Below are 12038 nucleotides of genomic sequence, written 5' to 3'. Positions count from 1 at the left end.
AATATTGTGACTATCCGCACCCACCCAAACCCGCCGCCGCATCACCAAATATGCAACCACCTCTCACTAGCCGTTCAAACCCGGGCCGCTTTGGGCTAACAGGCACGGCATGACGACGCTTGCTTCCTATGCCTGCCATCCCGACGCCAGCCATGGCCGCCTTCATGCCGAACCGGGCGGAGAGGTGCGGGGGCCGCGCGACGTGTTTCAGCGGGATCGCGACCGGATCATCCACTCCATCGCCTTCCGCCGCCTGCGCCACAAGACGCAGGTGTTCGTCTCGCCCGATGGCGATCATTTCCGCGTCCGCCTGACCCACAGTCTGGAGGTCGCGCAGATCGGCCGCACCACCGCGCGCACGCTGGGCCTCAACGAAGATCTGACCGAAGCCCTCTGCCTCGCCCATGATATCGGCCATCCGCCCTTCGGCCATGCGGGCGAGGATGCGCTGGAAGCCGCGCTCGAAGACCATGGCGGCTTCGATCATAACGCCCATACGCTGCGCACGTTGATGCTGCTGGAAAGCCCCTATCCGCGGTTCCGGGGCCTCAATCTCAGCTGGGAAATGCTGGAGGGGCTGGCCAAACATAATGGCCCGATCGCGCATCCCGGATGGGCGATGCGCGAACTGGACGCGCTTTTCCCACTGAACCTCAGCAGCCACGCCTCGCTGGAGGCGCAGCTGGCGGCGATTTCCGACGATATCGCCTATGACAATCATGACATCGACGATGGCCTGCGCGCCGGCCTGCTGACGCTCGACCAGCTTCTCACCGTGCCCTTCGTCGCCAATTGCTGGGACCGGGTGCGCACCCGCTATCCCGATGTCGCGCCCGATCGCCTGCTGCGGGAACTGGTGCGCGAACAGATCGGCGTCATGGCCAACGACCTGCTCGCCGCCACGCGCGCCAATATCGCGCAATCGCGCGTCGAAACGGTGGAGGACGTCCGCGCGCTGGGCCGCACCTTGGTCGCCTTCTCGCCCGAACTTGCCGAGCAGGAGCGCGATCTCAAGCGCTTCATGTACGCGACCCTCTACCATCATCCCGAACAATTGGCGGCGGCCGACCGGGCGCGCGTCATCGTCACCGACCTGTTCGCCGCCTATCAGGCCGATCCGGCGCTGATGCCGCCCGAATGGCGCGACGATTGCACGCTCGAAGAACCCAGCCGCAGCCGCCACATCGCCGATTTCATCGCCGGCATGACCGACCGCTACGCCGAAAAGCGCCATGCGGAGATATTCGGGAAGGCGGTCGTCCAAGCATAGTCGCACAACGCCGCTCGTTTCGAGCGAAGTCGAGAAACGGCTGAGCGTTTTTCGCGTTTCTCGACATGCTCGAAACGAACGGCTGTGGCTGTTGGCCGCCATCCGAAACGATCCGTTCCCACCCCGCGTCTTGCCGCCCGCTGCTGCATCCTTGTAGCTATGCGCCATGGCACTTCATCCCCAGGTCGCGGCCTTAGCCGCCCAGCTCGACGATCTTTCCCGCCTGCTGCGTCGCCATGATGCGCGCGTCTGGGCGGACAAGGTCGACCTTCTCCACCGCATGGTCGCGGACTCCAATTTCAACGGAGTCGAACGGTATCTGGCCCTGTATGAAGGGGAGGGGGGCTTTGTCGACCTGACCCTGGCCGATCCCGCCGCGCAGGCTGAACTGAACAGCTGCCGCACCGCCGCCCGCGCCATGGCACAGCGTCTGGCGCAGGAAGAACAAGCCGATTGACGCGCCCGTGCGTTTGACGCAATGCGACATCCGTCTCTGGCGGATTCGTTCGCCGGGCACGATGCGGGAGAGCATGGGAAGCCTTTGAGGCCACCCCGTCACCGAAGGAGCAACCGCCCCGGAATCTCTCAGGTTAAAGGACCGCATCGCGCGCAAGGCACTCTGGAAAGCGGACGGCTGATGCTGTCCCACCGAAGGGGTAAGCCATGTGGCCGCAAGGCCGCTGGTCAAAGCTCTCAGGTTCCGTGACAGAGGGGGTGGCAGTTGTCACAGGTCCGACTCCGGGCCTGTCTATGCTGTCGCTACCACCTCCTGCACGGAAAGGCCGCTCATGTCCGGCACGCAAGACGCCACGCATTTCGAAGACCTGCCGCTCGAAGCGCTCCCGCTCGACGCCTGGCACCGCGCCCGTGGCGCGCGCATGGTCGGCTTCGCCGGCTATCATATGCCTATCCAATATGAAGGCATCATGGCCGAACATAGCTGGACCCGCGAACATGCCGGCCTGTTCGATGTCAGCCATATGGGTCAGCTGACCTTCAGTGGGGAGGGCGTGGACGAGGCGCTCGAAACCCTGCTGCCCAGCGACATCAAGGGGCTGAAGCCCTTCCGCCAGCGCTATTCCATGCTGCTCGACCATGAAGGCGGCATTCTCGACGACCTGATGGTATCGCGGCCGGGCGACGGTGCGTTCGAAGGCGCCGCCATCTACATGGTCGTCAACGGCGCGACCAAATATGACGATATCGGCTGGATCATCGAACATCTGCCCGACGCCGTCGTCATGAATCATATGGCCGATCAGGCGCTGCTGGCGCTGCAAGGGCCGCAAGCGGGCGAGGCGCTCGCTGCGCTCATCCCGCAAACCGCCGACCTCCTCTTCATGCAGTCGGGCCTGTTCACCTGGCGCGGCGTGCCGCTGTGGATCAGCCGCTCGGGCTATACCGGCGAAGATGGCTTCGAAATCAGCATTCCCGCCGACGACGCGACCCTGCTCGCCGATGCGCTGTGCGCACTGCCGCAGGTCAAGCCGATCGGGCTTGGCGCGCGCGATTCGTTGCGTCTGGAGGCCGGCCTGCCGCTCTACGGCCATGACCTGTCGCCGGCCGTCAGCACCATCGGTGCGGACCTGGGCTTCGCGATCCAGAAGCGCCGCCGCGAGGAAGGCGGCTTCATCGGTCACGCCCGCGTCATGAAGGAACTGGCCGATGGTCCGGGTTCCAAGCGTGTCGGCCTCAAGATCGAAGGTCGCCTGCCGGCCCGCGAAGGCGCGACCATCCATATCGGCGCCACCCAGGTCGGCGAAGTCACGTCCGGCGGCTTTGCGCCGAGCGTGGGCGCACCGATCGCGATGGGCTGGGTCAGCCTGCCGCACAGCGCGGAAGGGACCGCGCTCGAAATAGAAGTGCGCGGCAAGCGCATCGCCGCTGAGGTTGCGCCGATGCCGTTCGTTCCGCATCGTTATCGCCGCAAGGCCTGAGTCTGCATATTTTCGGAGGGTAGTAGAATGAGCCGTTATTTCACCGAAGAACATGAGTGGATCGACGTAGAGGGCGAAATCGCCACCGTCGGCATCACCGATTATGCACAGGAACAGCTGGGCGACATCGTGTTCGTCGAACTGCCCGCCGAAGGCACGACCTTCGACAAGGGCGACGACGCCGCCGTCGTGGAATCGGTCAAGGCCGCGTCCGACGTCTATGCCCCGATCTCGGGCGAAGTCGTCGAAAGCAACGGCGCGCTGGAAGACGAACCCGCGCTGGTCAACAGCGACGCCGAGGAAGATGGCTGGTTCTTCAAACTGCGCATCGCCGACACCAGCGAGCTGGAAGGCCTGATGAACGAAGCCGCCTACAAGAAGTTCGTGGCGAGCCTCTAAACAACAAGAAAAGCCCCTCCCTTTCAAGGGAGGGGTTGGGGTGGGTGGCGACCGCAGGGAGCCTGAAACCTGTCCCGAAGAGCCGCCGCTGGCGCGGCGGACCCACCCCCGGCCCCTCCCTAAGTAGGGAGGGGGGAGTTTTCGAACATGCGCTACCTACCCCTTACCGACACCGACCGGCAGGATATGCTGTCCGTCATCGGCGCGTCGTCCATCGACGACCTGTTCGTGGACGTGCCCGCAGAGGCTCGCCTGACCGGCACCATCGCCGGCCTGCCCGATCATGCCAGCGAACTGGCGGTCGAGCGCCACATGGGCGCGCTCGCGCGGAAAAATCTGTCGGCAGGGGAGGCGCCCTTTTTCCTGGGTGCCGGCGCCTACAAGCATCATGTGCCCGCCAGCGTCGATCATCTGATCCAGCGCGGCGAATTTCTGACCGCCTACACGCCCTATCAGCCGGAAATCGCGCAGGGCACGTTGCAGGTGCTGTTCGAATTCCAGACGCAGGTGGCACGCCTGCTGGGCGTCGACGTCGCCAACGCCTCCATGTATGACGGCTCGACCGCCTGCTGGGAAGCGATCGGCATGGCCCGCCGCATCACCAAGCGCGGCAAGGCCTTGCTCTCGTCCGGCCTGCATCCCCATTATGTCTCGGTCGCCAACACCATGGCGAAATTCACCGGCGACGCGCTGGTGCATGGAGCGCCGACCCTGGACGCCGCGACCGACATCGACGCGCTGATCGCCGGCATCGACAAGGATACCAGCTGCGTCGTCGTCCAATATCCTGACATTCTCGGCCGCATCGCCGACTTGACCCCGCTCGCCGACGCCGCCCATGCGGCCGGCGCGCTGCTGGTCGCGGTCGTCACTGAGCCTGTCGCCCTCGGGGCGATCAAGGCGCCGGGCCATATGGGCGCGGACATCGTCGTGGGCGAAGGCCAGTCGATCGGCGTCGGCCTCCAGTTTGGCGGCCCCTATCTCGGCCTGTTCGGCTGCAAGCAGAAATATGTGCGCCAGATGCCGGGTCGCCTCTGCGGCGAAACCGTCGATGCGGCGGGCAAGCGCGGTTTCGTGCTGACGCTTTCTACCCGTGAGCAGCATATCCGTCGTGAAAAGGCCACGTCGAACATCTGCACCAATTCGGGCCTGTGCGCGCTGGCCTTCAGCATCCATATGACCCTGCTGGGCGAACGCGGCCTGCGCGAACTCGCAACGCTGAACCACGGCCTCGCCGTGCAGGCGGCCTATCGCCTCGCCAAGGTGCCGGGCGTCACGCTGCTCAACGACGGCTTCTTCAACGAATTCACGCTGGTTCTGACCAAGGATGCGCGCGACGTCGTGCGCACCCTGGCCGACAAGGGCATTCTCGCTGGCGTCTCGCTCGGCCGCCTCTTCCCCGACGCACCGCAGATCGGCAACGGCCTGGTCGTCGCCGTGACCGAAACCGTCACGGCGGAGGATATCGAAAGTCTTGCCGCCGCGCTTGAGGAGGAACTGGCATGAGCATGCTGAAGGAAGGTCGCCCGACCACCCCCGTTCCCGTCAAGGAAGCCCATATGGCCCCGCAAACCGCCACCGGTAATCGCGCGCTGATGCTGGAAGAAGCGCTGATCTTCGAGATCGGCTCGACCGACACCACCGGCGTCGATTTCGCCGCCGCGCCGAAGGTCGCCAGCCGCCTCGGCAGCCTCGCCCGCACCGACAGCATCGGTCTGCCCGGCCTGTCGGAACAGGAAACGGTGCGCCATTACACCCGCCTGTCGCGCCAGAACTACGCCATCGACCTTGGCCTGTTCCCGCTCGGCTCCTGCACCATGAAGCACAACCCGCGCCTGAATGAAAAGGTCGCGCGGATGCCCGGTTTCGCCGACATCCATCCGTTGCAGCCGCAGTCCACCGTGCAGGGCGCGCTGGCCGTCATCCATGAGCTGGCCGCGTGGCTGGTGACGCTGACCGGCATGCACTCGGTCGCGATGTCGCCCAAGGCCGGCGCTCATGGCGAACTGTGCGGTCTGCTCGCCATCCGCGCCGCTCTGGAAGCCCGCGGCGACGCACGCAGCGTCGTCCTCGTCCCCGAAAGCGCCCATGGCACCAACCCCGCCACCGCTGCCTTCTGCGGCTATCAGGTGGAGGATATTCCCGCGACGGCCGAAGGCCGCGTGGACCTCGAAGCCTTGAAGGCCCGCCTTGGCCCCGATGTTGCGGCGGTGATGATCACCAACCCCAACACCTGCGGCCTATTCGAACGCGACATGAAGACCATCTCCGACGCGGTCCATGCCGCCGGGGCCTTCGTCTATTGCGACGGCGCGAACTTCAACGCCATCGTCGGCCGGGTCCGCCCCGGCGACCTGGGCGTCGACGCGATGCACATCAACCTGCACAAGACCTTTTCCACCCCCCATGGCGGCGGTGGTCCCGGCTCCGGCCCGGTCGTGCTCTCGGAAGCGCTCACGCCCTTCGCGCCGCTCCCCTTCGTGGAAAAGCAGGGCGACAGCTTTGCGCTGGTCGAAGAGGAAACGGCGGAGGACCACCACGCCCATACCTTCGGCCGCATGGTCGCTTTCCATGGCCAGATGGGCATGTTCACCCGCGCGCTGACCTACATCCTCAGCCATGGTGCGGACGGCCTGCGCCAGGTCGCGAACGACGCAGTGCTGAACGCCAACTATATCCTGCGCAGCCTGGACGATGTGCTGGACGCGCCCTTCGGCGGCAGCGGCCCGTGCATGCACGAAGCGCTGTTCAGCGATAAGGGCCTGGCCGAAGGCTTCACCACGCTCGACATCGCCAAGGGGCTGATCGACGAAGGCTTCCACCCGATGACCATGTATTTCCCGCTGGTCGTCCATGGCGCGATGCTGGTCGAACCGACCGAAACCGAAAGCAAGGCCGCACTGGACCAGTTCATTATGGCCCTGCGCAGCCTGGCCGAGCGGGCCAAGGCGGGCGACGAAGCGCTCAAGGGCGCACCCTATCACGCCCCGCGCCGACGCCTCGATGAAACGCTCGCCGCGCGCAAGCCGATCCTGACCTGGACCGACTCCGCGCTGGCGATCGCCGCGGAATGACCGACAGGCCGGAACCCTGGCAACCGGGTTCCGGCCCTGCCGTCGCGGGAAAACGCCACGCCCTCGCGACGCAGCGCAACCGTGACGCCATCACGGATATCCTGCGCGACGCCCTCCCATCCTCCGGCCTTGTGCTGGAAGTCGCGAGCGGCAGCGGCGAACATGCCGTCCACTTCGCCGCCGCTTTCCCGGCGCTGGACTGGCAACCCACCGACCCCGATCCCTCCGCGCTCGCCTCGATCGCCGCATGGCGCGCCGACGCGAACCTTTCGAACCTCCGCGCGCCGATGCAATTGGACGCCGCCGGCGACTGGCCGTTTGCTCAGGCCGACGCCATTCTCTGCATCAACATGATCCATATCTCGCCATGGGACGCGACACTCGGCTTGTTGCGCGGGGCAGGGGCGGCGCTGCCACCGGGCGGCCTCCTCTATCTCTATGGCCCCTATACCCGCGCAGGCGTGGATACCGCGCCCAGCAACCTCGCCTTCGACGCCTCGCTCAAGGCGCGCGATCCTCGCTGGGGCCTGCGCGGCGTGGAGGATGTGATCGCGGCAGCGGATATGCAGCGCCTGCGGTTCGACCGCCTGATCGAAATGCCCGCGAACAATCTGTCGCTCTTATTCCGACGGCGGGATTGAAAGAACGACATGCGCCTGCGAAAGCCGGCATTGATTTGATACGAATGATATAGACAATGCCCAACCAACTCCTCTCCCTGGTCACCGCCGAACTCTCGTCCCCGGCCGATCCACGCGCGGCCGCCATGGCCGGGGCGCTGGCCGCCCAATATTGCGCCGCCGCTCGCGCCGTCCTCTTCTACGGCTCCTGCCTGCGGGAGGCCAATCTCGACGGGCTGATGCTCGATTTCTACCTGATCGTGTCGGACTATCCGACCGCTTACGGCAAAAGCTGGCTCGCGACCGCCAACCGGCTGATCCCGCCCAATGTCTTCCCGTTCGAACATAATGGCCTGATCGCCAAATATGCGGTCCTGTCCGAAGCCGATTTCGCCCGCCTCAACAGCCCGGCGGCGGACAATGTCTCGGTCTGGGCGCGCTTCGCCCAACCTTCGCGCCTGCTCTGGGCCTCGGACGATCTTGCCCGCCAGCGCGCCATCGCCGCCGTGGCGCAGGCCGCGCCGACGCTCCTGTCGCTGGCAAAGCCGATGCACGAAGGGCAGGGGCCAACGCCGGCGAATGCCCTCGATCTGTGGAAGACCGGCTTCACCCTGACCTATAATGCCGAACTGCGCGCCGAGAAGAAGGGCCGCTCCCTCTCCATCGTCGATGCCGATCCCGACCGTTATCGCCGCTTTGGTGATGCCGCATTGGCCGATGGCCTGCCACCGTCGCCTGCCGATGCCCCCGCGCTTTGGCGCCAGCTTCAGCGGCGCGGCAAGCGGCTGTCGGTCACGCGCCTGGCCAAGGCCAGCTTCACCTATGCCGGCGGCATCGATTATCTGGCGTGGAAGATCAATCGCCATGCCGGCACGAAGATAGAGATCAAGCCCTGGCAGCGGCGCTGGCCGCTGCTGGGCGCGGTCACTCTGCTGCCGCGGCTGTTCCGGGGCGGCGCAATCCGTTAAGATTCTGGTCGCTGAGCGTCTGGCCCAGCGCCTGCCCCAGCGCCATCAGCGTATAGGGTTTGCGCAGCACCTGATGTCCTGCGAAATCGGCGCTGTCATTGCCGTCGCCGGTATACCCGGTCACGAACAGCACCGGCAGATGCTGGAACCGCGCGGGCAGGGCCTTCACCATTTCCGGCCCGGTCATGTCGGGCATCAACACGTCGCTGATGATCAGGCCGATGTCGCCATGGCTCGCCAGCAGCTTGGCCGCCTTGCCCGGATGGTCGCACGCGATCGGCAGATGGCCCAGTTCGCTCAGCGCCGCCATCGTCTGGTTCAGCACGCGCGCGTCATCCTCCACCACCAGGATGCGCGTGGGGGGCTGTTCCACCGGCGCGCGGGCGAAGCTGGTCTCGGCTTCCACCGCCACCTGCACCCCGGTCGATCGCGGCAGATAGAGATGAACGCCGGTGCCATGGCCGGGCGTCGACTCGATGCGAATTTCACCACCGCACTGGCGCACGAAACCGAAAATCTGGCTGAGGCCCAAGCCCGTACCCTTGCCCACGGGCTTTGTGGTGAAGAAGGGTTCGAACACGCGCGCCAGCACGTCCGGCGCCATGCCGCACCCGTCGTCGGTCACGCTGACGGTCACATAATCGCCCGCCATGCATTCCCCGACTTCGCCGTCGGACAGCAATGTCTGCCCCGTCGCCAGCGTCAGCCGCCCGCGCCCCTCCATCGCGTCGCGCGCATTGACGCACAGGTTCAGGATCGCATTTTCCATCTGATGCTGATCGACGAAGATGCGCCATCCGCTCGCGCCCTCGGCGAACTGCACGCTGATCTGGTCGCCGATCGTCCGATCGATCAGGTCTGCCATCCCGCTCAGCAACGCATCGGGATCGACGGCGCTGGGCAATAATGGCTCCGACCGGGCAAAGGCCAGCAACCGCCGGGTCAGCGCCGCTGCGCGATTGGCGCCCTCCATCGCATTGTCCAGATGCCGGTCCGCTTCGTCGGGCTTCAACGCCATCTTGCGCTTTGCCAGTTCCAGCCCGCCGACGACGACCGCCAGCATATTGTTGAAATCATGGGCGATACCGCCGGTCAGCTGGCCCACCGCGTCCATCTTCTGCATCTGGCGCAGATGATCCTGCGCCGCCGCGCGCTCCGCCGATTCCTGCTTCAACTGCTCATAGGCGTCCGACAGTTCGGCCGTGCGCGCCGCAACCGCGGCCTCCAGCCGATCGGCGCGTTCGCTCTCCACCTCCGCCAATCGCCGCGCCGTGCGTCGCTCGCGAAAGGCCGTGTTGGCGAACCAGATGCCGAACAATATGCACACCAGCATCGCCAGCCCGACCAGCCGCGACGTCTTTCCCACCCATTCGTTGCGATCGCCCGCCAGCGTCACCGCCAGGCTGCGTTCGCGCAGCCGGTCATTCTCCGCCTTGATGACTAGGTCGAGCAGGGCGGTGATGCGCCGCAGATCCTGGCTCTTGCCGGCCTGATGGAATCGCGCCAGCGCCCCCATCTTCTGATCGTAGGTGGTGCGCAGACCAATCTCGTTCAGCGTCTTGCCGCGCGCGATGAAGGCATAGCGCAGCGCCGCGACATTGCCACTTTGCCAGGCGGACTCCCGCGTCGCATAGCCCAGCGTCTTCAACTGGCTGGCGGCGCCGCGCCACTGGTCCTGGAACAGGCGTCCGGTATCGGGGTCCAGGCTGATCACATAGCGGGCCAATGTCACTTCGGCGCGCGCCATCCGCGCTTCGAACCCGCGCGCCAGTGCGATCACCTCGAAGCTGCTCTGCTGTTCGGCCAGTGCCTGGGCATGGTCGCGCGACGCATTGCTGGCGCTGTAGATCAGCGCCCCCAGCGATCCGACCAACAACAGGCCAAGCAACAGCGGCAGCGCGCGCCGGACAAGCGCGCGGCCCCAATCATATTGGTCGCCAGGAAAGTCGGTATCGGCCATCGGACCGTTACACTAGCCGAACAAGGCTCAAGGCGATACATCGACGATGAAAAGTTCCATGGGTGCGCGATATTCCGTCGCACCCATGGCTCCATCGGTCGCTATATGGCGCCTGGATCTTGTCAGCTGATCGCGCCGGTCGCCTTGCCCGCTGTCTCGAACATGCCGATGATCTGCGTCACCTGCTCGTCGCTATGCTCCGCGCACAGCGAGCAGCGCAGCAGGAAGGTGCCGGCCGGGGTCGCCGGCGGGCGCGCCATGTTGACGTAGAGGCCCAGCTCCAGCAGCGTCTGCCACATGGCGACGGCTTGCATCTGGTCGCTCAGGATCACCGCGATGATCGCCGACTGGGGTGTCTCGCTACCCAGCTTGAACCCCAGATCGCTCAGCCCCTTGTGCAGCCGCTGGCTGTTCTTCCACAGATGCGCGCGCTTTTCGCCCGCATGCATCAGCTTGCGGATGCTGGTCGCGGCGGTGGCGACGACGCTGGGCGGCAGCGACGCGGTAAAGACATAGGGACGGCAGACGAGGCGCAAAATTTCGAACTTGGGATGGTTCGAAACGCAGAAGCCACCGACGGTGCCGACCGACTTGGAGAAGGTGCCGACCACGAAGTCGATCTCGCCCTCCACGCCCTGTTCTTCATAGGCGCCACGGCCGTTGGGACCGAAAAAGCCCATGCCATGGGCCTCGTCGCAAAGGATCATGCAATTGGGATGCTTGCGGATCGCGGCGACCATTTCGGGCAGCGGGGCGACGTCGCCCAGCATCGAATAGACACCTTCCAGCACCACCAGCTTCAACGCGTCGGCGGGCAGGCGGCCGAGGCGCTTGTCCAGATCCTCGACACTGTTGTGGCGGAACCGCACGATCTCCGCATTGCCCAGGCCGCAGCCGTCATAGATGGACGCATGGCTGTCGGCGTCCAGCACGACATAGTCGCCCTTGCCCGCCAGGGTGGAGATGATGCCCAGATTCGCCTGATAACCGGTCGAAAAAACCATGGCGCCCGACGTGCCGTAAAATTCCTTGAGCGCGTCCTCGACTTCCTTGTGGCCCTGATAGGTGCCATTGAGGACGCGGCTGCCGGTCGTGCCCGCGCCGAACTCGTCCAGCGCCTTCTTTCCCGCTTCGACCACGTCGGGATCGAAGGTCATGCCCATATAATTATAGGTGCCGAGCAGGATCGTTTCCTTGCCCTTGATGATCGCGCGGGTGGGCGAGAGCACCTGATCCATCACGATCGCATAGGGATCGCGCACGCCGGTCGCGAGCAGCGCCTCGCGCTCGTTGATCAGCGGATCGAATTTGGAAAACAGGTCGCGCGTTTCGGTCGCGGTGGCGTCGGTCATAGAAAAATTCCGTTCAAGTCAAAACCGCCGTTCGGTTCGAGCTTGTCGAGAACCATCAGCACTTGGGTTCTCGACAAGCTCGAACCGAACGGAAGGAGGAAGGGCGTATCAGCCCTTCAGCTTCGCGACCGCGTCCACCAACTGGCCGACGGTTTCGATTTCGGCCTGCATGTTCATGGTGATGATGATGTCGAACTCATCTTCGATGGCCGCGACGAAATCCATCACCGTCAGGCTGTCCCACTCCAGGTCGCCGGCGAAGCTGGTGGCTTCGGTCAGTGCGACGCCCTTCTTGTTGAAAGGCTCGATCTGCGTGGCGACGCTGTCGAAAATGGCGGTGCGATCGGTCATTATCGGTAAATTCTTTCCGTCAAAGCGCGGCATTTGCCGCCTCATCCCGCTCTTTGGCAAGCGAATAAGGCGTCAATCGGGCAGCATCGCGCCCGAATATGAAATGG

The 12038-nt window shown here is 65.0% G+C and carries 11 protein-coding genes and 1 riboswitch; of the genes, 8 read left to right on the top strand and 3 right to left on the bottom strand.

Annotated features, from left to right (window positions below):
* Positions 1-109: 109 nt before the first annotated feature.
* The 8 genes from F4U95_RS11035 (at position 110) to F4U95_RS11000 (ending at position 8268) form a co-directional block, all read left to right on the top strand.
* Positions 110-1270, top strand: coding sequence for a deoxyguanosinetriphosphate triphosphohydrolase (locus F4U95_RS11035; RefSeq protein WP_150425715.1), 1161 nt, complete (start codon positions 110-112; stop codon positions 1268-1270).
* A 166-nt stretch (positions 1271-1436) separates the two neighbouring features.
* Positions 1437-1727, top strand: a complete 291-nt coding sequence (locus F4U95_RS11030; RefSeq protein ID WP_150425714.1) for a hypothetical protein — start codon at positions 1437-1439, stop codon at positions 1725-1727.
* Between the two features lie 54 nt (positions 1728-1781).
* Positions 1782-1881, top strand: a riboswitch (glycine riboswitch).
* Positions 1882-2058: 177 nt separating this feature from the next.
* The gene (gene gcvT, locus F4U95_RS11025) at positions 2059-3207 is read left to right on the top strand and encodes a glycine cleavage system aminomethyltransferase GcvT (RefSeq protein WP_150425713.1); all 1149 of its coding nucleotides are present in this window, start codon (positions 2059-2061) and stop codon (positions 3205-3207) included.
* Between the two features lie 27 nt (positions 3208-3234).
* Positions 3235-3606: a glycine cleavage system protein GcvH gene (gcvH, locus tag F4U95_RS11020; protein ID WP_150425712.1), complete on the top strand. Its 372-nt coding sequence runs from the start codon at positions 3235-3237 to the stop codon at positions 3604-3606.
* A 147-nt stretch (positions 3607-3753) separates the two neighbouring features.
* The gene (gene gcvPA, locus F4U95_RS11015) at positions 3754-5112 is read left to right on the top strand and encodes an aminomethyl-transferring glycine dehydrogenase subunit GcvPA (protein WP_150425711.1); all 1359 of its coding nucleotides are present in this window, start codon (positions 3754-3756) and stop codon (positions 5110-5112) included.
* A complete protein-coding gene (gcvPB, locus tag F4U95_RS11010) occupies positions 5109-6680 on the top strand; it encodes an aminomethyl-transferring glycine dehydrogenase subunit GcvPB (protein ID WP_150425710.1) in 1572 nt (523 codons plus the stop codon). The genes gcvPA and gcvPB overlap by 4 nt, the downstream gene beginning before the upstream one ends.
* On the top strand, positions 6677-7321 hold the full coding sequence (locus tag F4U95_RS11005; protein ID WP_150425709.1) for a DUF938 domain-containing protein: 645 nt from the start codon (positions 6677-6679) through the stop codon (positions 7319-7321). The genes gcvPB and F4U95_RS11005 overlap by 4 nt, the downstream gene beginning before the upstream one ends.
* A gap of 56 nt (positions 7322-7377) precedes the next feature.
* On the top strand, positions 7378-8268 hold the full coding sequence (locus F4U95_RS11000) for a hypothetical protein (protein WP_150425708.1): 891 nt from the start codon (positions 7378-7380) through the stop codon (positions 8266-8268).
* Here the strand turns inward: F4U95_RS11000 and F4U95_RS10995 are convergent.
* From F4U95_RS10995 to F4U95_RS10985, 3 genes are all read right to left on the bottom strand, one after another.
* Positions 8225-10228, bottom strand: coding sequence for an ATP-binding protein (locus F4U95_RS10995; RefSeq protein ID WP_150425707.1), 2004 nt, complete (start codon positions 10226-10228; stop codon positions 8225-8227). The two genes, F4U95_RS11000 and F4U95_RS10995, sit on opposite strands and share 44 nt — an antisense overlap.
* 122 nt (positions 10229-10350) lie before the next feature.
* A complete protein-coding gene (gene spt, locus F4U95_RS10990) occupies positions 10351-11580 on the bottom strand; it encodes a serine palmitoyltransferase (protein ID WP_150425706.1) in 1230 nt (409 codons plus the stop codon).
* A gap of 108 nt (positions 11581-11688) precedes the next feature.
* Positions 11689-11931, bottom strand: a complete 243-nt coding sequence (locus F4U95_RS10985) for an acyl carrier protein (protein WP_150425705.1) — start codon at positions 11929-11931, stop codon at positions 11689-11691.
* Positions 11932-12038 lie beyond the last annotated feature (107 nt).

The organism is Sphingobium limneticum (assembly GCF_008710165.1).
GTDB classification, from domain to species: domain Bacteria; phylum Pseudomonadota; class Alphaproteobacteria; order Sphingomonadales; family Sphingomonadaceae; genus Sphingobium; species Sphingobium limneticum.
The sequence above is the reverse complement of the archived record's forward strand: the minus strand, read 5'-3'. Positions and strand labels throughout refer to the sequence as shown.